Raw genomic sequence first — 21912 nt, forward strand, 5'->3', positions numbered from 1 at the left:
ATTATTTAGGACTGTTTTCTGAAATATATGTAGCCATAGTATCTATAGATTCAAAAATCTTTTTCCCCTCTTTAGGGTCAGATAATTTAATACCATAATCCTTGTCTAACATTACTATAAGCTCGAGAGCATCAATAGAATCTAAACCTAAACCTTCTCCAAACAAAGGATCATTATCTGCAATTTCATCTACTGATACATCTTCCAAGTTTAGTTGCTCAATAATTTTATTTTTTAACTCTTCTTTTAATGCTTCCATAATAATGTTTAAAATATACTTTTTACTTCTTTAATTGTATGAGGAGCTAATCCTTGCTCTTTGCTTATGAGATATAGAAAAGCAGTATAATCTTCTTTGTCTATATTTACCCATCCACATAATACTTTCTCTGCTTTATTTTCCTGTATTAATCCAGTGCTATATGCGTGCAAATATTCTGGATTAAAGTTTTCAAAGATAAAGAAACTATTTTCAGAATACAGTTTATGCTTAATACTAATTTCACCTAAGCATATATTAGGTAAGGTATAAACAAACACAGCAGGGCTTGGATAAAAGTTATCGTCATCTTCTATAGACTTCTGGTATTTTCTGTCTGTATCTAAACTAGATGCATTGTTAGAAAAAACAAGGGCAATGTCTTCCTCTTTTTCCTGATCTACATTTTCATGTTTCAACAAAACATCTGCCCCCAAAAATGCTAACTTACTTAAATTATCCATTTTAAAAAATTTGGAATAATTTGTGTCTAAACTCTTATAGGCTGATTTTATAAAACCTGAGAAAGAAGCTTCTTTTTCTCCTTTATAAACCTCTGTTCCGTTTAATAAAACAGAATTGTTTTTTATATGGCAATAACTATTTATGAAAGTTTCAGATTTCAATTATATTACTTTTTTTTACAAACTAGTATAGTGTGGTATTCCCCTATAGCAATGTCTTCTTTGATGTATAGACCTGCCTTTTCTGCCAATCTTATTAAAACTTCCGCTTTGTACATTTTACTATTACCATTTGCTAAAACAGTAAAATATAACGAAGTTGCTTCTAAAATAAATTTAGCATTATCAAATCTTTGCCTATCTGTAAATGTTTCCATAATGAGCAATTCCGTATTCTCATCCATTCCTTCAACACAAGCGGATAATATTTTAACAATTTCATCCTCAGAAAAACAATCTAAAAATTGACTCATCCATATAGCATCTGCCTCTTTTCCTATTTCAGGATTATCAGAAAGCCAATCTATCTCTTGACCAGAGATTCTATGATCTAAATTATTCTTTTTTGCATTGCTTAACGCAACATTAAGTTGCCCCGGCAAATCATATATTTTTACATTAACATCTTCATTAAAGTTACAGCAAAGCAACGCACATTTCCCTGTATTTCCTCCAATATCGTAGATTTGCTTTGGGTTATTTCTAAAAAGAACTTTCAAAGCTTCTTCAAAAGCACCATCGGAATAATGATGATCAAAATCGAACCATGATTTTTTTATTTCTTCAGGAAGTTGAGATAACCCTTCGTAAATAGTATCCCATTTCCCTAATTCTTTCAATCCGGAAGGTTTTCCAGTTTTTATAGAATCATTTAAATGATATAACCCTTTAAAACAAACATCATTAGTGAAATTCATATTCACCTTTGCTGTCTCATTAAATGCCAAGAAATAGCCGATTTTAGTTAACTCATATTTTTTCTCTTCATTTACATAAACAATATCCGAGCTTTCCGCCATTTCTAACAAAACACCTAAACCGTATTCACTAACCTCTAAGTCCTTCGATATTTCTTTAATAGTAGTGCCTCCTACTTTATTTTTGTTAAAAATGTAATCTAGAACTCCCAATTTTTGAAGAGATACAGATGTCTGAAATACAAATGGTGCCATAGCAATTTTCTGGGCTTCTTCTAATGCATCTATTGCTTTTATGTGTTTTTGTGGCATTTATTTATTTTTGAATAATTAGTGTTTTACTTTTTTAAATATTGCAGCTGTATTACAACCTCCAAAACCTGATGCTGTCTTTAAAAAGATAGTTACGTTTTTTTCTATGGATTCTTCAATGATATTTACCGGTTTACTAACTCCCATTTCATCAAACCCCAAAGAGGTAAAAAGAGTATTTTGGTGCATAGAATGCATCCCAATAATAGTTTCTAATAGGCCAGATGCTCCTAAAGTATGTCCAAAATAACCCTTAAGACTATTCAAAGGAATTTTATTCATGTTTAACCTATTAAAAGCAATGGCTTCCATTTCGTCATTAAAAATTGTAGCCGTTCCATGAGCAGAAATATAATCTACCTCAGCAGCAGTAATACTTGCCTCTTTTAGGGCAGAATTTACACTGCGCACTAAACCTTCGCCGGTTCTTGAAGGTCCTGAAATATGATTGGCATCATTTGCTGTGCCATCTCCCATTATAATTACAGCTTCTTCTGCCAGATTTGTACTTTTTTTAGTTACCAGAACACTAGCTATAACTTCTCCTATATTAATTCCTGTTCGGTTTTTACTGAATGGCTTACATGGCTCGCTACTCAATGCCTGAAAAGAATTAAAACCTGAAACAATGAATTTTGTAACCAAATCGCCGCTTACTATAAAAACATCATCAAACAAATCTTGTTTGATTAAACGCTTTGCTATAGAGGTTGCTAGAACTCCAGAAACACATGCATTGGACAAAATCAAAGGTTCCTTTAAAAATCCGAAAAAGTCTTGAATAGATTTTCCTAGTTTAGACAAATACGCTTTCTCTTCATTATGTGGCGAACGAATATCTAAAGCATCAATATTTCCTTTAGTAGTAGAAATAATTAACCCAGTCCGCTCTGTAATTACAAAATTGCTATCGGAAATAACTTTACTTAGAGAAAGCAACATCATTTTCTCTAAAGTGGTGTATTTTTCTCCAAGATTTAAGGCCTTAGATTCTTCAGATAAACTTTTCTTATTTACCAAAGACGAATAAAAGGGTTCTGGCATTAAACTTTTATCGTTAACCAATTCTAAGCCCGATATTCCATTTTTAATTTTTTCTACAGCATCTGTACTACTAAAACCGTAGGAAGAAATTATATTATTATGCGAGAGATAAATTTTAGTCATCTAACAAACCGACTTTTCTTTTCCATTCTTTAAAAAAGTCTGGAATTGTTAGTGATAACTCTCCTCCTAATTCCACAAAAACTTGAACGGTTTCTCCTGTGCAAGCCACCTCTCCTGATGGATTAAGAATCTCATATTTAAAAATCATTTTTGCTGCAGGAGAATCTACAAAGGTAGTTTTAACTGTAGCTACATCTCCATAACGCAATGGCAGTTTATGCTCGCTACTAGATTTTACTATTGGAGTAGAAAAATTAAAATCTTTCTGATCCAAATAGGAAATTCCATGATGCCTTCCAAAGGCTTCTCTACCATCTTCAAAATACTGAATATAATTACCGTGCCATACAATTCCTAGCGGGTCTGTTTCTACAAAACGTACTCGAATTTCGCTAGTAAAGTGAATTTCTTTAGAAGGTTTAGACGGCATTTTTTTTCTCATTATAAAGTATTGCTATCGTTGTCGTGATCATAAAAAATAAAAACAAGAGTGTAATTTCAGGAATAATTTCAACAAAACCTACGCTTCTTAAAAAAACGTCATAAAATGCATTTAAACCCCAATTCATTGGAGACACATTAGAAAGGATTTGCATAAACTTTGGCATTGCAAAAACGGGTACCCAAACACCTCCCAATGCTGCTAAAATAACTACTAAAGTAGCTCCAAAAGGAGCAGATTGTTCATGTGTTTTAAAAATTGTTCCCAATAATAACCCTAATCCAATTGCAGCAAGACCAGCAAAAAAAGCAACTAACAATAACATTGGAAGCTTATCCGTAATATCTATTTTTGGCAAAGAAATAAGAGGAAACAAATACAAACCCACCAATAACATAAGTACAAACTGAGTTAAACAAACACCCAAATAAACTATAGTTTTCCCTCCTAAAACAGTAGCATAAGAAACCGGGTTTGTTCGTAACCGAACAAAAGTACCTTGAGACTTTTCTTTTACCATGTTTATGGAAAGCGGAAGGATTATAAAAAATATTGCAAACAATGCCCATGCAGGTACGTTGTGCTGACTAGCATTAGGTATTGCATTTTCTGCTTTATTAGGAACTATTTCTTTAAAGGAAATAAAGCTCTCCGTAGCAAAAATTGGTTCTTCACTAGATTCTTCCGTTAATTGCTCTTCAAAAGCTTTGTATATGCTTTGTATTTCTATACTAGAAATCACCTTATCAATGCCATTTTTAACCGAGCTTTTAAAAGATTGTTGCGTGGCTGGATCAAAATAAAGTTTAACCTCTTTCTTTTGAATCACTCTTTTATTTCTACTGTTTAATTCTTCCTCTTCTTCGAGTCCAAACTTTGCCAAAATTCCATCTACGTTTTCACTTACTTTGGTTTCTAAATCCGTAGATAAACTCTCTGGAATTACAATTGCTAATTGATATTTTCCTTTAAAAACAAGTTCTTTTGCCTCTTCTTCCGAAGCCTTTTTTATTACCTCAAAAGCACTAGTACTAGAAAGTCCTTTTTTTATCTGTTCTGAAACAGGGCCTTTGTCATTATCTACAAGAAGTATAGGAATTTTAGAATCCTTAAGTGTTTTAAAGGTATTGTTTTGAATTAATGTAATAGTTATAAGTAAAACCAAAGGCATAACAAAGAGAATAGCCAATCCGCCCAAATCTCTAATCAAAAGCAAAAACTCTTTATATGTTGAAGATAAAAGTTTATACATAATCTCTAAGAGCCTTACCCGTGCGCGCTATAAACACTTCTTCTAAATTATTAGCACCTTCTTGCTGAAAAATTAATTCTGAAGGCTTGCCTTTACAAATTAGTTTCCCGTGATCTACAATACCTACTCTGGTACAAAAATGTTCTGCCTCGTTTAAATGATGTGAGGTATATATAATAGTGGTTCCGTTTGCATTTAATTCTTTCAAATGATCTATGATGACATTTTTAGATTGTACATCAACGCCAACCGTAGGCTCGTCTAAAAACAAATATTTGGGTTCGTGTAAAATACTTGCTATTAGATTAATTCTTCTTTTCATTCCGCCTGAAAAATGGCGTATTTTTTTATCTATAAAATCTGTAAGACCTAAAGTCTCTACATGTTCCTTTATTAAAGATGTAAGCCTATTTCCTTTTAATCCGTACATACTCCCCAAATAAAAAAGATTTTCATAAGCGGTTAATGAAGGATACAATGCATATTCTTGAGGCACAATTCCGATAATCTGTTTCAGATTATTTTTATCTTCCTTATAGGTAAGTCCATTTATTGAAAAAGAGCCTTCTGTAGGTTTTATTAAAGAGCTAAGCATGGATATTAAAGTAGTTTTCCCTGCACCATTAGGACCAAGTAATCCAAAAATTTCTTTATTTTCTATAACCAAATCTATATTGGACACCGCATAATTTTCTGCGTCTTTATACTTTTTAGATAATTGGTTAATAGTAATCATTCTTCAAATTAATTAGACTGCTTTTTTTAATTTTTTAAAAAAAGCTTCTTCTTTATCTGCTATAGAAGCCAATTGATCCGCTACTTTATTATAACCATCTTCCGTTGCGCTTCGGTTTTTATATATTCTAGAAGCGTCTACAGCAAAGTCTCTCCATAAATCCCCAATTTGCGTAATTTCTTTTGATAATGCAGAAAGTTCTTGATTATCTAAAACCTTACTTGCTTCTTGCAAAAATGCGCCATAAATATATCTAAAACCGCCACCACCAGTACCAATCTCTTCTTGCATACGGACAATTTGTCCTAGATAATGATTAGCTGTTTTTACTCCCTTTTTAGAGGGCCATTTGCGAATTAACTTAGCCGTTTTACGAATAGCCTTTACTCCCACAAACGGAATTGGAGCAGTCATATCTTTGCAAGTATGTTTAATTCCTTTTACTATTGCTTTTTTTAATTCTAATTTCTCTGGAAATTCTGTAGGGTAATATATATGTCCTTTAGGAGCGAATGCCCCTTTTGCAAAACGAACTTTTTCTAGTTCTTTTTCTGTCAATGAAGTAACATCTTCCATTACTGGATCACTAATTAAATAAGTTCCCTCTTTTTTACCATAAACAACCATGTTATGGGCGTTAAAATGAAAACGATATTCTTCTGGAAAATAGCCTAAATTATACACCCCTACTTGTAAACCAACAGGGTTATTTTTTTTCAAATTTTGATCCAATCTCTCTTGAGCTTTTTCCAAGCTTTTAAACTTTTCTCGCTTAACTTTTATACCTACACGCTTTGCAAAGCGGTTAAAAATAACACCAGGCATTACTCTATAGGTAACTACCGGCGCATGGTTTACTTTTAAAAATGGAAGATAACTAAAGAGCAGTCCTGATCCAATTCCAAAAACCATAGGTTCACTTACTTCAAAACCATTAAAGCGCATTAAATTAGAAACCACTCCATTTTCGCAATGCGCGGATTGTTTATGAGTAAAATTTATTTCCATGAATTTTATTTATCAATATGCTTTAACTGTTCTACAGATATATCAAAAACCTCAGCGTATTTTTGAAGTGTATTTTTACTTAATTTTTTAAAAACAGAAGGCTTAAAATGTCTTTTAACTCGCCATGCCCACATACCCATATAACTAGCCAAAATTCCTACATCCATTTTATGAAGCTCCATATAATATTCTATAGGACTTGCCTTATCATTTAGAACTTTTTGCCTAGCAATCTCAGTCCTCTCTTCTATTTCTTTTATAGCGTTATCTAAAGCTATCGTCTTTGGATCCCAACCTGTGCTTAATTCGGTCGTATATTCTCCATTTTCATCCACAGCATAATACATCTCCTTAATATTAGCTGATTCTAGGTTACTTTTATCTTGGGGCACTTCATTTTTCTTCATCTCTATATTTCATGAATTAGGAAGTTAAGGGTACAAGCTACAATTAATTCATCATTATTAAAAATAGCTCCTTCTATAGTACAAATGCTTACCCCTTCTGTATCGAATCTGGAAACTAATTTGGCTTTTGTAATAATTTCATCTCCGATTTCTGGAAGTTTATGTATGGTTACTTTCTTTATCGCACTTATATAGCCAGTAATATTATTACTTTCTCCCTTTAAATCTCCTTTTTCAAAAAAGCTTTGCCCTACAACGGCAGAACTAACTTGTGCCGCATTTTCAATAAGACCTGGTTCCTGCAACGCATTATTTTTTGTAAAAACACAATCTTTAGTTATCGGAAACACTCCTATTGCTGATGTATCATCTATATGCGTAAGATAAGCCACCATAAGCATTGGATCTCTATGAGGTAAAAAGTTTTTAATCCCTATCTTTTTCTTACTCACAGACTTTTTATTTTGCTAATACGGTTTTCATTTCACTAGTTGCAATAATTTCGCCTTTGCATTGCACTTCTACTTTCACTAAAGTAACCCCCATTATATCGTGCAAAATCACAACCGTAGTTTTAAGTTCACTACCTACTTCTGGCAAATTAAGTATTTCTACTTTTTTAATAGAACCAATATAACCTGTTGGCGCTTCTTTGCCCTTTAAAAAATAGGAATATCCAGTATGTAATGCAACCGTCTGAGCCATATTCTCTATCAGTCCAGGCCCTTGAAAACAATCATTATTTACAAACAAATTGTCTTCCTTAATAGTAAAACCAGATACTACTTTTTCATTAGAAAAATAAAACAAGGCGTTTACCATTACAAACGGCCATTTTTGCGGAATCAAGTTTTGAATAAAACCCTCCTCTGTAATTGGTTTCTTTACCAAATTCATTAACACACCGTTAAATAAGCATATGCGTACGAAAATCGTGCACTCTCTGGCACATGTAATAAAATACGGTCTCCTTTTATAAGCTTACCCGAAGACATTAACTCCTCTAGCATAACATATATCGAAGCCGCTCCTACATTACCTACCTTATCTAGGTTCAAAAACCATTTTTCCCAAGGCATTTCTATTCCTCTATTTACCATTTCATCGTACAAGCCTTGTTTAAAGTAATACGACGAAATATGAGGCAAATAATAGTCTACATCATCTGGTCCTATATTGTGTTTTTCATATGCTTGCTTTAAACTATCTACACCCTTTACTAAGATGTTATTACCAAGCAAGCGTGTATCTTGTTTCATTGCAAAAAGAGACATTTCTCCCCATACATCTGCAGGATATTCACTCCATGGTTTTAAATTTCCGTCTTCTAATTTTTCTCCCCCAGCGTACATACATGTTTCCATCTCATAGGCATAGGAATATCCTTCCATCCATTCGATTTTTAACGGCAGTTTTCCTTTTGGCTCACTTTCGAGTAAAACCGCTGCAGCACCATCAGAAAGCATCCAACGTAAAAATTCTTTATTAAAAGCAAGTATAGGGCTATCTTCTAACTCTTTAAGGCGCTCTACTTCATTAGAAAAAATATCGGACTTCATCCAGCTAGATGTTCTCTCGGAACCTGCGCAAACGGCATTTTCTACTTGCCCAACTTTTACAGATAAAAATCCAAATTTCAAAGCATTCATACCAGAACAACACGCCCCAGAAGGCGAATTTATCTCCATATTACCGTTCTTTAAAAAACCATGTACCATGGCAGTGTGAGATGGTAAAATTTGATCAGGACTCGAAGTTCCACAAGAAAGTAATTGTATATCTTTTGTTTGAAATTCCTCATCACATAAATTCTCCACAGCTTCTTTAGTTAACTGTGCATTATTGTGGGTAATTTCTCCATTATCTCCTATAGCGTAATAACGTGTTTTTATTTGATTGTTTCTTAAAACTACACGTCTAGCTTTTGATGCCTTACCATTAATAACTCCCAATTTTTCTTCCATTTGGTCATTCGTAACAGGCTCATTTGGCAAAAACTTAGATATTCTAGTTATATATACGTTATTCATTAATTTTCCTTTAAATAAACGGAAGAGTAATATTCCTTCTCCTTTTTTCTCTTTTTATAAGTGGGTAAATAAGTTATCAAAAATACAACAAAAACTATAGGTGCAATGACCCATATGGCGAAGAACAAATATTTTTTAAAATAATTAATCCATTTGTTACGTTTTGCTTCACTCTCTTCTCCTTTTTTAGTTAATAAAGCTGCCCATTTAGAGAACACAAAATTTCCACGTTCATCTGTTTTAACTAAAAAAGGGTTTACAATTACTGCATTTAGTTCCAAAAGTTTTCCTTGTAAAATAGAAAATGTATTAGACAGTAATGCTTCTTCTATTACTGGGCTAAATCTAGATGCCTCCTTAATATCCTTATCTGATACTCCTGGTTTTGGAAAAATACCCCACATTCTCCCTTTATCCCCAGAAAACATCCAATGCGCTATTGTAATAACACTAATATGGTTTACATTACGATCTACCAAAGCAATATGACCAACAAGGTTAGCCTCTACATTCTTTAATAATCTTTTAACTTTTTCCTGTGCTTGAATCCACATATTTCTACAAGCAACAACAGTAACAACTGGAGTGTTCGATAACAACTTTTTAGCCGCCTCTGATTTTAAAAAAGAGTTAATGGGTACCGACGGCGTTAAAAACCATACCTGATAACCTAAGACTACTAAATCGTATTTCTTAGAAAAAACAGATTCATTTGGTGCTTTTAATTTCGCAGGAACTTGACGAAAAGATTCCGGAAAAGCATTATAAAATGCTTCTTTTGTCCAAGGAAAAGGAAAAGGGTCCTCTAATTCAATCTTATGATAGGTTACATTAACTTTTTCTTTATCAAAAGGAACAACTATATTTTCTAAAATATCTAACAGTTGCCCGGTTTGGGTGTAATATACTACCAATACTTCTTTCATTCTATTTCTTTAGTATTCCAGAATTTGAAATAATTAAACCATTGTAATGGGTATTTTCTCAACATCCATTCCACACTTTCTGTATATTCCTTTAACAAGCCTTGAGCATCTCTACTATTGGCTTTTGCTCTTCTAGCATATAAATGATAGTGTTTTTTAGTTTCTTTCATTACATAAACAAAAAGAACTGGAACATTTAATCTAGAAGCCATTAAAAAAGGTCCTGCCGGAAACTCCGCTTCTTCTCCTAATAAGCTTTGTGTTAAAGTTTTATTTCCTTCAAAATAGCGATCACCCGTAAAACAAACTAAACCACCTTTATCCAAAGCTGCCTTAATCTCGAAAATATGATTTAAATCCTCGTTAACTAATATAAACTTGATATTAGACTTCCCCGTAACACTTTCTAAATAAGATTTTATTTGTTCATGCTCACTATCTGTCGTTACAAGATGAATTTGAGAAGAATGGTCTATTTCATCGAAAAAAAATTCTGCTATTTCAAAATTACCAACATGCGCACTAATTAAAATACCTCCCTGCTTCTTTTTAATAAGATTGGTAATATTATGTTCCCCGTCAAATTCGTAAGAAAATTTGTTTCTTAAACCACTGGAAATTGCAATTTTATCTATAATAGTTTGCCCAAAAACATAGGTATTTTTAAGAACACTTATAAGGCTCTTGAATTTTGAATATTTTAACCGATTATTAAAATATTCAAAACTAGACTCCCTTCCTTGTTTAGAAAAGAAAAAGTAATATACAACAACAAAGTTCAATATAAAGTATGCAGAAGAAAGCCCTAAGAACTTTATGAAAAAAACAAAGATTTTATAGCCTAAAACGGTCCCTTTGGATTTTCCTTCCCACTTTTTTGCCATTGCAATTTTAACCTATTTTTTGCTCAATAAGATTGTAAAAATGTTGTAATGTAGTTACATTAATGAAGTCTTCGCCAACTAATTTAACCCCAAAGTTAGATTCCACAGCAACCACAAGATCAACAAAATCTAAACTATCTAATTCCAAAGTATCTTTTAGGTTTGCTTCTGGACTAATATCATCCTGTTCTACCTCAAATTCGTCTATAAGAAAGTCATTTATCTTTTCAATGATAACTTCTTTATTCATGTATTATATTGTTTTTATTACAAGAGCAGAGTTTGTACCTCCAAACCCAAAAGAATTGGATAAAAATACATCAATTTTTTTATTTATGGTTTTTGTTACTAAATTTAATTTAGCTGAGTCTTCATCTGTGTTTTCTAAATTTATATTTGGCGCTACAAATGAATTTTGCATCATAAGCATAGAGTATATTACTTCACTAGCACCAGCCATCCAACATTCATGACCTGTCATTGACTTTGTTGAACTTACCAAAGGACGATACTCTCCAAAAACTTCATGAATTGCCTTTGCCTCGTTAGCATCCCCAACTGGAGTAGAGGTTGCATGGGCATTAACATAATCTATTTTAGAAGCATCCATTTGCGCATCTTTCAAAGCTTTCTTCATCGCTTTTGATGGACCCTCAACGTTTGGCGTAGAAATATGCCCTCCATTAGATGAAAATCCGTAACCCACGACTTCTCCTAAAATCGGAGCTCCTCTTTTAACTGCAGATTCATAACTCTCTAATATAATAGTAGCTCCACCCCCGCTTGGCACAAGGCCATTCCTTTCTTTATCAAATGGGCGAGAAGCCTTTTCCGGATTTTCATTATTCATAGCAAAAACCCCAAGACCATCAAAACTAGCCATTGCCAATGCGTTAATTTCTTGAGCTCCTCCAGAAATAATACAGTCTTGCATACCACTTTTTATTAAATGATACGCCATGCCAATAGCATGTGAGCCACTAGCACAAGCAGCACTAATAGTATAGTTAACCCCTGTTAATTTAAATATAGTAGAAAGGTTCATGGTTATTGTAGAGTTCATTGCCTTAAAAATAGCACCAGAACCAACAAGAGTAGTGTCTTTTTTTTCTCTAACTGTGTCTATAGATTCTATAACAGATTTTGCAGTACTATCATTACCATAAATAACACCTACTTCATTTGTTTCTAAAAATTTTTGAGATATTTTAGCATTAGCCAAGGCTTCTGCTGTTGCTGCATAGGCATACGTTCCTTCTTGCCCTAAGCTAACACGTTGCCGCCTAGAAAGAATTCCTTTTAGAATAGGAGGTTCTACCATTCCTGTTAAACTAGACCTATACCCTAAATCTTTCCTTTCCTGATCAAAAACAATTCCAGATTTACCCTGATACAAAGAAGACTTTACTTCTTCTAGATTTTTACCTATACAAGAATATATACCCATTCCTGTTATTACCACTCTTCTCATTATCTACAAACCCTTTTTTTTAAGAGTATATGCCTCCATTTATACTTATTACTTCACCTGTAATATAGGAAGCTTTTTTTGAAACTAAAAATGAAACCAAATCTGCAACTTCTTGTGCTTCACCAAATCTGTTCGCGGGAATCATTCTTTTCAACTCTTTTTCATTAAGTTCTCCAGTCATATCTGTTTTAATAAAACCTGGAGCAACAGCGTTTACAGTAACGTTTCTTTTTGCAACTTCTTGCGCTAAAGCTTTGGTTGCCGCTATTATTGCTCCTTTGGCAGCGGAATAATTGGTTTGTCCTGGAGTACCTTTAAGTCCCGAAACAGACACCATATTAACTATTCTACCGTACTTATTCACCAATATTTTTTGAATAAGGTGATTTGTAACATTAAAAAAACCGTTTAAGCTTGTATTAATAACACTAGACCAATCCTCAGGTTTCATCCACATAAATAGACCGTCCTTTGTAATTCCGGCATTATTCACTAAAGCTTCTATAATCCCATTTTCATTTGCTTCTTGCCAAGCATCTAACGTAGTTCTTACCTCTTCTAAATTTGCAACGTTAAATTGAATTATTTCTCCAGAGCCCCCAGCATTTTCAACTTCATTAAGTGTTTCTTTAGCTGCTCCCTCATTACTATGGTAGTTAATAAGAATTTTATAATCTGTATCTTTCGCTAATTGAACACAAACAGCTTTACCTATTCCTCGCGAACCGCCTGTAACCAAAGCGTATTTTATAGGTTCTATTTTCTCCTTCATTTATTAATATATACTTTCTTATTACTTACTAGTATCTACAAAATTCTCTGCATTCTGAAACCATTTACCCCCTAAAGGCTCTCCTTTTTCATTAATAAAGCCCCACATTTTTTTATACTTCACTTTTGCTAAACCATTAATAAAACCTTTCTTAAAACCAGACATTACAAATGAAAATCCTCCTGAAATATCATACTCCATAGGAATTATCAATACTCCAGACTTATTTACAAAGCCCCATTTTTTATCTCTTACTGGAGCCAAACCTTTGTCTCCAAATATTTCAGCATCTCTATAATCAAAAGCAATTACTTTCTCTCCCTTCTCGTTAATAAATCCCCAAGTTTTTCCCTGTAAAACTGGTGCTAATCCGTCTACAAAAGCTTTTACCTTATTAAATGTAGGTTCTATGACCCATTCCCCTTTTTGATCAACAAAACCCCATTCTTTTCCTTTTCTTGCATATGTTAAATTAGAAGAAGCGTGAAAGTTAGCAATCTTATTAGCCCCAGAAACAACTTTTAATTTACCATCGACAAAAATCCCGAATTCTTCTCCTTTTCTTCCCCATACACCATTGGCATTATACTTGCCTATCTCTTGGTAATCTGCCGGTATAACAATCTCTCCTTTTTGATTAATTACTCCCCAAGAATCTCCTACTTTTACTTTAGCATGACCATCCCAGAAATTTTTAATTGCATTGTATTTAGGTTCTAAAATTAATTTACCATTTGTACCTAACAGACCTATTTTATCCCCTTTTTTAAAAAGAGCAACACCATCGTTAAAATCATAATACTTATCTGGCACAGGAGTATTTAGTTCTTTCCCTGTTTCGTCTATATACTTCCATACATCATTACTGTAGACTAAGGCATATCCAGAATTAAATCTCTTTACCTTATCATATTCCGGAGAAATTACCCATTCTCCTTTTGCATTAATATAACCCCATTTATCATTTTTCTTTACCGCTGCTAACGCTCCAGAAAAACTTGCTGCTTTTTCAAACTGTGGTTCAATTGCATATGCTCCAGATTTATTAATATATCCAAACAAATCGTTCTCTCTAACCAACGCAAGTTCTTGCGCATAAAAAGAAGAAACGGATAACAAAATAGTTAAAATGAATAAAAAGCCCTTTTTCATAATGTTTTAATTTTCGTTGTTAATGATAAATTCTTTTACTTGATTAACATAAGGATACATAATAAGATCCTCTTTAAATGGGGGCACTATTTTTCTAATTCTATCGTACACTGCTTTTGTTTTAGAAGAAACCTTATCCTGAACTCCTAAATACTCAATAGCTTGGGTTATTGTTATTAATTCTATTGCCATAACCTCAAATGCATTTTCTATTACTTTTTTAGTAATTAATGCCGCATTAGTACCCATACTAACAACATCTTGATTGTCATTATTATTAGGAATACTATGTACATACATAGGGTTAGATAACATTTGATTCTCTGCCGTGGTTGATGTTGCTGTAAATTGAACCCCTTGCATTCCAAAATTTAAACCTAATTTTCCAAGATTTACAAATGGGGGCAAAATATCGTTCAATTTAGAGTTCATTAAATAGTTTAACTGCCTTTCTGCAAGCATACTCATTTTAGCGACTACTATTTTTAACTTATCCATCTCTAAGGAAACATAGTCCCCATGGAAATTTCCACCATGATACACATGCTTTTTCTCTACATCGACAATAGGATTATCATTAGCAGAATTTACCTCTTCAATAAGTATTTTTTCTACTCCGTTTAAAGTATCTAATATAGGGCCTAATATTTGTGGTACACAACGTATAGAATAATACTCTTGTACTTTTTCCTCGAAAACAGACACATCATCATTATTAGTATATAAATGATGCTCTCTTTTTCTTGTAAGCGTACTATCTTTTAAATGACTACGCATAGAACGAGCTATTTCTCTTTGTCCTTTATGTTTTTTTGTCTGATTTAATTCTTTCGACAAATGATCATCATAAGCCTCTACAATTTCATTAATTGCAGAAGAACAAGCTATCATCCATTCTAACAATCTACGTGTATAAACAGTATTGACAATACCTATTCCCGTCATTACAGAAGTTCCATTTATAAGCGCAAGACCTTCTCTCAATTCTACAGATATAGGAGATAAACCTTCTTCTTTATAAACCTCTTCTGTTGGTCTTCTTTTTCCTTTATAGAATACTTCTCCTTCACCAATAAGTACCAGTGCTAAATGCGCCAGTTGCACTAAATCTCCACTAGCACCAACACCACCGTGTTCATAAATAAGTGGCGTAATATCTTTATTTATTAATGAAGTCATTAATTCTATCACCGATACATGCACTCCCGAATTACCAAGACTCAAAGTATTTAGTCTTGCCAACATTGCAGCTTTCACATATTGAGGTGCTATTGGATTACCTGAACCCGAAGCATGACTTCTAATTAAATTATATTGTAATTGAATTCTTTCTGAATCCTTTATTTTATATTGCGCCATAGGGCCAAAACCCGTATTAACACCATAAATAACTTTGTTTTTTGAAAATTCCTGTAAAAAATCGAAACTCTTTATTACAGTTTGTTTTACTTTCTTATCAATTTTTATGGGGTCATTTTTAAAAATAACACTATAAAACTCTTCTATTCCTAACTTTCCTTTAATTTCTGGCATCTATGGTTGAATCTATCTTAAACAAGTGGCAATTTATAAATAAAAATAGCTAATTTGGTATGCAAATTTATAATAATTAACGAATCTAAATATTTTATTTGAAGATGAAAGGGGAATTGATTGATGTTTTAATAATTGGCGCTGGTCCTTCTGGGTGTGTAGCCGCTTCTTATTTACACAAAAAAGGGTTGAAAATAAAAGTTGTAGAAAAAACTATTTTTCCAAGATTTGTTATTGGCGAAAGCCTATTACCAAGATGCATGGATCATTTTAAAGAGGTAGACCTACTACAACCCTTAAAAGATTATGGCTTTGAAGTAAAGTCTGGTGCTCGTTTTTTACAAGGAGACGTTGTATGCAATTTTGACTTTAGCAAAAAACATACTGCTGGTTGGGATTGGACTTGGCAAGTACCAAGAGCAGATTTTGATGAAGTGCTTACCAATACTCTTATAAAAAGAGGGGTAGATATTTCTTTTGAACAAGAAGTTGTTGATGTAAAATTAACAGACGAAGGTTCTGAAACCACCATAAAAGATAAAAATGGAAATTTAAATCAAATTACGGCTAAGTATATCATAGATTCTAGTGGCTACGGAAGAGTACTTCCTAGGTTTTTAGATTTAGAAAAACCTTCTCCGCTACCAAAACACTCTTCTATTTTTGCTCACGTACAAGACAAAAATAGACCAGAAGGAACCGAAGGAACCTTAATAACTTTTGATGTTCTAAGCAAAGAAACTTGGTTATGGGTAATTCCGTTTTCTAACGGACATACTAGTATCGGTTTAGTTGGTCCAACGGAATACTTAGAATCCTTTACGGGTACAAATGAAGAAAAACTACGAGAAATAATTAGGTTATCAGATTTTTACAAAGATCGTTTTGAAGATGTAGATTTTGATTTTGAACCTAAAATGATAAAGAATTATTCTAAAGCTGTAAAACAAATTTATGGTAAAGGATATGTTTTAACAGGCAATAGTGCCGAATTTTTAGACCCAGTTTTTTCATCTGGCGTAACATTTGCTACAGAATCTGCACTTTTAGCTTCTAAATTAATTGCCAAAGAATTAAGAGGCGGAAAAATTGATTGGGAAGACCAATATTATAATTATATAAAACAAGGAGTGGATGTATTTTCCACCTATGTAAATGAATGGTATTCAGGAAATTTACAAAAAATATTCTTTCATAGACCCGAAAATCCTGAGATTAAAAAACAAATATGCGCAGTTTTAGCTGGTTATGTATGGGACCAAACTAATCCTTTTGTAAAAAATCATAATCGCTTGGTAAAAACGGTTGCGAAGGTTATTGATATGGAATCTGAAGTAATAAATTAATAAGTATAAAAAAAGGGAGATCTATTTTTTTTAGACTCCCTTTATATACAACTAGACAGATAGTTTTTTTAGTTAATTTTGACCTTTATTAAAACATCTTCTTTTTTCTTTTTGTAAAACTCAATTACAAATTCATTTTCATCTGTTTTTACTACACGATTGTTACTAAACTGATGAACTTCTAATTTATCTCCTACATTTCTTGTGTCAAAAATATTGTCTTTTGATACATTTCCGGTAACATCATCTATTTTATATGCAGTTAAATATCCTCCATGACCATCACTATGTCTAGCTGGAACTTCATTCAATTTCAAATCTATATTTTTTACATTATCTAAATACACTAAATAATGATTCCCATTTGTAAAGAAGTGAGAATAAGACATCCCTCCTTGGTATGTTTTACTTGTGTCATAAACTTGCCCCAATTTTGGTGCTCCAGATTGTCGCTTTGGTAATTTTTTCATCCAAGCCAACTCTCCTGATGTATCAATTTTAGAAATTAACATATCATTATTATGAAAAGTATAATACACCCTTCCTTTACTTGTAGTATGCCTTACAACAAAAGACTGTTCTCCAATCAAAATTAAACTACCATCAGAAATGTTAATAAGTAAATCTCGCAACTTTAAATCTGCAAACTCTGCTTTGTCTTTTTTGTCCTTTTTTTCAATCTTCTTTTTGGTTCTATTACTTACGTATTGATTTAAGACTTCTACAGGAATTTCATAAGAGTTTTTATCTATTAGACTTCCTTCCTTATCAATTTTAAAAGTAAAAAGGCCGTCAGAATTTCCTAACCTATTATTCAATCCATTAGTATAAAAACCAGCACAAATCATCAAATTAGAAGAAGATTCGAACAAAGAAATACCATTAATAAATTTATCATCTAAAGCTATTTTGCTTATTCCTATATTACTCGAACCATCTAACAATCGAAATAATTCTATATGATAATTAGCTTCGGTATCTTTCTTTCTTTTCTTGTCATCATTACTGTCATCATGAAAAACTTTAGCCAATATATACCCGTAACCTCCTGAATCTACAGCAAAGTCAAGTAAATCCATTCGTCTCTCTGTGTATGGCATTGTATATTCGTTACCCCATAACGTATTTAAATCAACATCAAAGACATTCACACCTATAATATCAAAACTTTTAGTATCTCTTTTAACTTCGGGTTTTTTCCTATACTGTACCAGTAATTTTGATTCGTCTTTGGACTTTAAAAAATCAAATTTATCCGTTACTCCAAAACCTCCAAAGTTCGCAAAGCCTCCAAAGTTGCCAAAACTCATTCCAGTAGTATAAGTTGCCATAGGCGAGCCAGCTAATTTTCCAGGAACATCAATTAATTTAACAGGGTCTCCCTTAAATTCTCCTGAATCAAAGTTAATTTCCCTATAATACAAGCGCTCATGCTTTGTTTTTCTTCCAGACCATGAAGAATAGAAAAAATAATATTTTTCTTGTAACTCAATCATACCCTCAACAGTATAATTATCTGGCAAGTCTTCGTATTTTTTTTCTGAAATGACAGTAAGTCCATCCACATCAAACTTTTGGATAACTAAGTAACCTTTCCAAGGTTTAATTGTAAGTATTTGACGATTTTTACTAAAATAATATTTTTTAGCAGCATCGTACACTTTATATGGCTCACTAACTTCATAGTGGTAGTCCTCAGATAATTCATTTTGAGCATATGCTGTAGACAAACAAAAGCAAATGAATAAAAGTAGGTAGATTTTTTTCATGGTTATTATGTAAGTAATTATTTAAAAACATAACAACGTAATAAGTGTAAAATTATTCTTTCAACACCTCAAAACCTTCCTACAACCCCAATCTGACCCGGAGCAAAATTCAAATTCCAAGATATTTTTTTACTACCCTCATTGTATTTTTGGCTATATCTTGAATCTAAATATTTATCAATAGATTCTACTGTAAAAATACTTATAGCTACTCCTAAAGCCACATCGGACAACCAATGTTTTCCTTCCCATAATCTAGAAATGGCTGGTATGGAGCCTACAGCATAAATACCCGTTTTAATCCAGGGACTTTTAAATTGTTTAGCTATTGCGTGGGCATTGGTCATGGCCAAAATAGCATGACCAGAAGGAAATGAATGGTAATCCTTACCACCTCCCCAGAAAGGTCTAAACGTATCTTTAGACTTTCCACTTAAAGGTCTTGCTCTACCAACCGCAGATTTAACAACCTGTTGAAAAAAACCAGCAGAAGTTGCCGAAGCTATTAATAAAACCCCTGTTCTTCGTAATTTTTCATTTTTTAAAGATAAGCCTGTTAAATAGACTGCTCCCGTAATCAAATAATTATTACTTGGACTCCCAACATTAAAACCATAATCTCTTACGCCATAGGGAACGTCCTCTTTTATACCAACAAAATAATCGGAAACAGGCTTATCCACTACATAAAGTAATCCAGTTCCTGCAATAGTATACCCTGCAGTAGCCCATTGATTACTTTTCCAATGTAAAGGCCTTGTATAGGAATAACCAACACCCTTAAAAATGTTTCCAAAATCATAGGTAAACATTTGCCATCTACTATCTTCAAAATCTGTTTTTATATGTTGCGATTCAGAAAATAAAAAAGACAAAAGAAAACAACCAAGCAGTATTTTTTTTATCATATACTTATACTAGTAAATTGCAATAAAAGACAACTCTTATTTGTGTAATGCTAATTGAATACGTTTTCTACTTACATCTACATCTAAAACCTTTACTACAATTTGTTGATGCAGACTAACATGTTCATTAACGTCTTTAACAAAAGAATCTGAAAGATTAGAAACATGAATTAAGCCACTTTCTTTAATACCAACATCTACAAAACAACCAAAATTGGTAATGTTATTAACGATTCCAGGAAGTAGTTGCCCCTCTCTTAAATCCGCAATAGATTTTATATTTTGATTAAAAGTAAAAACTTTGGCTTTTTCTCGTAAATCCAAACCGGGCTTTTCTAATTCCTGAATAATATCTTTTAAAGTAGGAAGCCCTATTGCATCTGTAATGTATTGATTTAAGGCAACACTTTCTAATTCCTTTTTGTTTCCGATTAGACTCTCCATAGTTACTCTTTTATCTTTTGCTATTTTTTCTGCAATACTGTAACTTTCTGGGTGTATAGCCGAATCATCTAGAGGGTTTTTCGCATTTTTAATTCGCAAAAAAGCAGCTCCCTGCTCAAACGCTTTACCCCCTAAACGTGGTACTTTTTTAATTTCTGCTCTACTTTTAAATGGACCATTTTCATTTCTATAAGCAACTATATTCTCTGCAAGTTTTGGCCCTATACCGGAAACATAACTAAGTAATGATTTACTTGCAGTATTAATATTTACGCCAACGAAATTAACGCAACTCTCAACTACGGCATCTAATGATTTTTGCAATTTAGTTTGATCCACATCATGCTGGTATTGCCCTACCCCAATAGACTTAGCATCAATCTTTACCAATTCAGCTAAAGGGTCTGCTAATCTTCTTCCAATAGATACAGCTCCTCTTACCGTAACATCATAATTAGGAAACTCTTCTCTTGCAATTTTAGATGCGGAGTAAATAGAAGCACCAGCCTCACTAACTACAAAAACCTCTATGGTATTCTTAAAATGAATTCGTTTAACTAACTGCTCTGTTTCTCTGGAGGCTGTACCATTACCAATGGCAATAGCTTCTATCTTATACGCATCTACAAGAGAGCTAATTTTTTTAATAGCTCCTGAACTATTGTTTTGAGGAGCATGAGGATATATAGTTTCATTATGCTCTAAACCTCCCTGAGCACTTAAACATACCATTTTACAGCCTGTTCTAAAACCAGGATCAATAGCCAATATTCGTTTTTCCCCTAACGGAGACCCTAAAAGCAATTGTTTTAAATTTTTAGCAAATACAGAAATTGCAGATTCATCGGCTTTTTCCTTAGCCAACTTTAGCCTTTCGTTAGATAAGGACGGAAGTAGTAACCTTTTATATGCGTCTTTTATAGCCTCAGAAATTTGATCACTACAGGCGTTATTATTTTTTATAACACGATCTTCTATTTTCGACAAAGCTCTTTCATCATCAATTTCTATTTTAACACGAATATAACCTTCGTTTTCCGCTCTTAGAATAGCCAATAATCTATGGGAAGGACACCTTGATAAAGACTCGTTCCAATCGAAATAATCTCTGAATTTTTGTGCCTTTTCATCCTCTTTCTTTGTACCAATTACTTTGGTTGTTATTTGCGCAAATCTTTCTAGCTGATAGCGAATTTGCCCTCTAATATCCGATCGTTCGTTTATCCATTCCGAAATAATATGTCTGGCTCCTTCTAAAGCTTCATCCTCGTTTTTAATCGTATTATTTAAAAACCTACTAGCTGCGAACTCAATTTCTTCATTGCGCTGTGCCATGATAATTTTTGCTAAAGGCTCTAGTCCATTTTTGCGTGCAGTTTCTGCTTTTGTTTTTTTACTTTTTTTGTATGGTAAATAAATATCCTCTAGAGTGGTAAGGTCTACTACGGCATTAATTTTAGTTTGTAATTCTGAAGTTAAAACAGCTTGTTCTTCTAGGGCCTTTAAAATTGCTTTTTTACGCTTTTCTAAAGCGTTGTATTGCTCTTTATATTTTACAATTTCCCCTATCTGAACTTCATCTAAATTTCCTGTACGTTCTTTTCTATATCTAGAAATAAATGGAATGGTACAATCTTCATCTAAAAGTGCTATTGTATTTTGAATGCCTTTTTCAGGAAGATTAGTGCGTTTAAGTATATAATTTATCATAAT

At 32.8% G+C, this 21912-nt stretch carries 23 protein-coding genes; 1 reads left to right on the forward strand and 22 read right to left on the reverse strand.

The window, feature by feature from the left end:
* Position 1: 1 nt before the first annotated feature.
* From Q0856_RS03980 to Q0856_RS04070, 19 genes are read right to left on the reverse strand one after another with little or no spacing between them, the layout of a single operon-like run.
* Complete coding sequence (locus tag Q0856_RS03980; RefSeq protein ID WP_121063768.1) at positions 2-259, reverse strand: phosphopantetheine-binding protein; 258 nt, start codon at positions 257-259, stop codon at positions 2-4.
* An 8-nt stretch (positions 260-267) separates the two neighbouring features.
* Positions 268-885 carry a 3-oxoacyl-ACP synthase gene (locus tag Q0856_RS03985; protein ID WP_298502845.1) on the reverse strand — a complete coding sequence of 206 codons (618 nt, stop codon included), beginning with the start codon at positions 883-885 and terminating at the stop codon, positions 268-270.
* A gap of 5 nt (positions 886-890) precedes the next feature.
* The gene (locus Q0856_RS03990) at positions 891-1952 is read right to left on the reverse strand and encodes a methyltransferase (protein WP_298502849.1); all 1062 of its coding nucleotides are present in this window, start codon (positions 1950-1952) and stop codon (positions 891-893) included.
* 18 nt (positions 1953-1970) lie between these two features.
* On the reverse strand, positions 1971-3119 hold the full coding sequence (locus Q0856_RS03995) for a beta-ketoacyl synthase (protein ID WP_298502853.1): 1149 nt from the start codon (positions 3117-3119) through the stop codon (positions 1971-1973).
* A complete protein-coding gene (locus Q0856_RS04000; protein WP_298474485.1) occupies positions 3112-3561 on the reverse strand; it encodes a thioesterase family protein in 450 nt (149 codons plus the stop codon). The genes Q0856_RS03995 and Q0856_RS04000 overlap by 8 nt, the downstream gene beginning before the upstream one ends.
* Positions 3539-4813, reverse strand: a complete 1275-nt coding sequence (locus Q0856_RS04005; RefSeq protein WP_298502856.1) for an ABC transporter permease — start codon at positions 4811-4813, stop codon at positions 3539-3541. Before Q0856_RS04005 ends, Q0856_RS04000 begins: the two co-directional genes overlap by 23 nt.
* Positions 4806-5549 (reverse strand): ABC transporter ATP-binding protein, encoded by a 744-nt coding sequence (locus Q0856_RS04010; RefSeq protein ID WP_298474487.1) that lies wholly within the window; start codon positions 5547-5549, stop codon positions 4806-4808. Before Q0856_RS04010 ends, Q0856_RS04005 begins: the two co-directional genes overlap by 8 nt.
* A gap of 12 nt (positions 5550-5561) precedes the next feature.
* On the reverse strand, positions 5562-6557 hold the full coding sequence (locus Q0856_RS04015) for a BtrH N-terminal domain-containing protein (protein ID WP_298474489.1): 996 nt from the start codon (positions 6555-6557) through the stop codon (positions 5562-5564).
* 5 nt (positions 6558-6562) lie between these two features.
* Positions 6563-6964, reverse strand: a complete 402-nt coding sequence (locus tag Q0856_RS04020) for a hypothetical protein (RefSeq protein ID WP_298474490.1) — start codon at positions 6962-6964, stop codon at positions 6563-6565.
* Between the two features lie 2 nt (positions 6965-6966).
* On the reverse strand, positions 6967-7416 hold the full coding sequence (locus Q0856_RS04025; protein ID WP_298474492.1) for an ABC transporter permease: 450 nt from the start codon (positions 7414-7416) through the stop codon (positions 6967-6969).
* A 7-nt stretch (positions 7417-7423) separates the two neighbouring features.
* Entirely contained in the window at positions 7424-7861 is a 438-nt protein-coding gene (locus tag Q0856_RS04030; RefSeq protein ID WP_298474493.1) for a hypothetical protein, read from the reverse strand.
* Positions 7861-8994, reverse strand: a complete 1134-nt coding sequence (locus Q0856_RS04035; protein ID WP_298474494.1) for a beta-ketoacyl-ACP synthase III — start codon at positions 8992-8994, stop codon at positions 7861-7863. Before Q0856_RS04035 ends, Q0856_RS04030 begins: the two co-directional genes overlap by 1 nt.
* Positions 8994-9920, reverse strand: a complete 927-nt coding sequence (locus Q0856_RS04040; protein WP_298502859.1) for a dialkylrecorsinol condensing enzyme DarA — start codon at positions 9918-9920, stop codon at positions 8994-8996. Before Q0856_RS04040 ends, Q0856_RS04035 begins: the two co-directional genes overlap by 1 nt.
* Positions 9917-10804, reverse strand: a complete 888-nt coding sequence (locus Q0856_RS04045) for a lipid A biosynthesis acyltransferase (RefSeq protein ID WP_298474497.1) — start codon at positions 10802-10804, stop codon at positions 9917-9919. The genes Q0856_RS04040 and Q0856_RS04045 overlap by 4 nt, the downstream gene beginning before the upstream one ends.
* Before the next feature lie 7 nt (positions 10805-10811).
* On the reverse strand, positions 10812-11054 hold the full coding sequence (locus Q0856_RS04050; RefSeq protein WP_298474498.1) for an acyl carrier protein: 243 nt from the start codon (positions 11052-11054) through the stop codon (positions 10812-10814).
* A gap of 3 nt (positions 11055-11057) precedes the next feature.
* Positions 11058-12275: a beta-ketoacyl-[acyl-carrier-protein] synthase family protein gene (locus tag Q0856_RS04055; protein ID WP_298502861.1), complete on the reverse strand. Its 1218-nt coding sequence runs from the start codon at positions 12273-12275 to the stop codon at positions 11058-11060.
* Positions 12276-12294: 19 nt separating this feature from the next.
* Positions 12295-13047, reverse strand: coding sequence for a 3-oxoacyl-ACP reductase FabG (fabG, locus tag Q0856_RS04060; RefSeq protein WP_298474502.1), 753 nt, complete (start codon positions 13045-13047; stop codon positions 12295-12297).
* 21 nt (positions 13048-13068) lie between these two features.
* Positions 13069-14199, reverse strand: a complete 1131-nt coding sequence (locus Q0856_RS04065) for a WG repeat-containing protein (protein WP_298474503.1) — start codon at positions 14197-14199, stop codon at positions 13069-13071.
* A gap of 6 nt (positions 14200-14205) precedes the next feature.
* Positions 14206-15732, reverse strand: coding sequence for an aromatic amino acid ammonia-lyase (locus tag Q0856_RS04070; protein WP_298502864.1), 1527 nt, complete (start codon positions 15730-15732; stop codon positions 14206-14208).
* 104 nt (positions 15733-15836) lie between these two features.
* Here Q0856_RS04070 and Q0856_RS04075 point away from each other — a divergent pair, with 104 nt between their 5' ends.
* The gene (locus Q0856_RS04075; protein WP_298502867.1) at positions 15837-17078 is read left to right on the forward strand and encodes an NAD(P)/FAD-dependent oxidoreductase; all 1242 of its coding nucleotides are present in this window, start codon (positions 15837-15839) and stop codon (positions 17076-17078) included.
* 68 nt (positions 17079-17146) lie between these two features.
* Here Q0856_RS04075 and Q0856_RS04080 read toward each other — a convergent pair whose 3' ends face one another.
* The 3 genes from Q0856_RS04080 to Q0856_RS04090 all read right to left on the reverse strand — a co-directional run bounded on the left by Q0856_RS04080 (position 17147) and on the right by Q0856_RS04090 (position 21909).
* On the reverse strand, positions 17147-18847 hold the full coding sequence (locus Q0856_RS04080; protein WP_298502870.1) for a hypothetical protein: 1701 nt from the start codon (positions 18845-18847) through the stop codon (positions 17147-17149).
* A 68-nt stretch (positions 18848-18915) separates the two neighbouring features.
* Entirely contained in the window at positions 18916-19755 is an 840-nt protein-coding gene (locus tag Q0856_RS04085; protein ID WP_298502873.1) for a phosphatase PAP2 family protein, read from the reverse strand.
* A gap of 36 nt (positions 19756-19791) precedes the next feature.
* Complete coding sequence (locus Q0856_RS04090; protein WP_298474510.1) at positions 19792-21909, reverse strand: Tex family protein; 2118 nt, start codon at positions 21907-21909, stop codon at positions 19792-19794.
* Positions 21910-21912 lie beyond the last annotated feature (3 nt).

It is taken from the genome of uncultured Maribacter sp. (assembly GCF_947496775.1).
Classification (GTDB): Bacteria; Bacteroidota; Bacteroidia; order Flavobacteriales; family Flavobacteriaceae; genus Maribacter_B.

Excerpts from the sequence above, each read along its gene's own strand:
- Q0856_RS04005 (WP_298502856.1), bottom strand. The coding sequence starts at position 4,813 with ATGTATAAACTTTTATCTTCAACATATAAAGAGTTTTTGCTTTTGATT.
- Q0856_RS04080 (WP_298502870.1), bottom strand. The coding sequence starts at position 18,847 with ATGAAAAAAATCTACCTACTTTTATTCATTTGCTTTTGTTTGTCTACA.
- Q0856_RS04020 (WP_298474490.1), bottom strand. The coding sequence starts at position 6,964 with ATGAAGAAAAATGAAGTGCCCCAAGATAAAAGTAACCTAGAATCAGCT.
- Q0856_RS04055 (WP_298502861.1), bottom strand. The coding sequence starts at position 12,275 with ATGAGAAGAGTGGTAATAACAGGAATGGGTATATATTCTTGTATAGGT.
- Q0856_RS04000 (WP_298474485.1), bottom strand. The coding sequence starts at position 3,561 with ATGAGAAAAAAAATGCCGTCTAAACCTTCTAAAGAAATTCACTTTACT.
- Q0856_RS04090 (WP_298474510.1), bottom strand. The coding sequence starts at position 21,909 with ATGATAAATTATATACTTAAACGCACTAATCTTCCTGAAAAAGGCATT.
- Q0856_RS04070 (WP_298502864.1), bottom strand. The coding sequence starts at position 15,732 with ATGCCAGAAATTAAAGGAAAGTTAGGAATAGAAGAGTTTTATAGTGTT.
- Q0856_RS03990 (WP_298502849.1), bottom strand. The coding sequence starts at position 1,952 with ATGCCACAAAAACACATAAAAGCAATAGATGCATTAGAAGAAGCCCAG.
- Q0856_RS04050 (WP_298474498.1), bottom strand. The coding sequence starts at position 11,054 with ATGAATAAAGAAGTTATCATTGAAAAGATAAATGACTTTCTTATAGAC.
- Q0856_RS04075 (WP_298502867.1), top strand. The coding sequence starts at position 15,837 with ATGAAAGGGGAATTGATTGATGTTTTAATAATTGGCGCTGGTCCTTCT.
- Q0856_RS04085 (WP_298502873.1), bottom strand. The coding sequence starts at position 19,755 with ATGATAAAAAAAATACTGCTTGGTTGTTTTCTTTTGTCTTTTTTATTT.
- Q0856_RS04010 (WP_298474487.1), bottom strand. The coding sequence starts at position 5,549 with ATGATTACTATTAACCAATTATCTAAAAAGTATAAAGACGCAGAAAAT.
- fabG (WP_298474502.1), bottom strand. The coding sequence starts at position 13,047 with ATGAAGGAGAAAATAGAACCTATAAAATACGCTTTGGTTACAGGCGGT.
- Q0856_RS04015 (WP_298474489.1), bottom strand. The coding sequence starts at position 6,557 with ATGGAAATAAATTTTACTCATAAACAATCCGCGCATTGCGAAAATGGA.
- Q0856_RS04045 (WP_298474497.1), bottom strand. The coding sequence starts at position 10,804 with ATGGCAAAAAAGTGGGAAGGAAAATCCAAAGGGACCGTTTTAGGCTAT.
- Q0856_RS04035 (WP_298474494.1), bottom strand. The coding sequence starts at position 8,994 with ATGAATAACGTATATATAACTAGAATATCTAAGTTTTTGCCAAATGAG.
- Q0856_RS03995 (WP_298502853.1), bottom strand. The coding sequence starts at position 3,119 with ATGACTAAAATTTATCTCTCGCATAATAATATAATTTCTTCCTACGGT.
- Q0856_RS04065 (WP_298474503.1), bottom strand. The coding sequence starts at position 14,199 with ATGAAAAAGGGCTTTTTATTCATTTTAACTATTTTGTTATCCGTTTCT.
- Q0856_RS03980 (WP_121063768.1), bottom strand. The coding sequence starts at position 259 with ATGGAAGCATTAAAAGAAGAGTTAAAAAATAAAATTATTGAGCAACTA.
- Q0856_RS04030 (WP_298474493.1), bottom strand. The coding sequence starts at position 7,861 with ATGAATTTGGTAAAGAAACCAATTACAGAGGAGGGTTTTATTCAAAAC.
- Q0856_RS04040 (WP_298502859.1), bottom strand. The coding sequence starts at position 9,920 with ATGAAAGAAGTATTGGTAGTATATTACACCCAAACCGGGCAACTGTTA.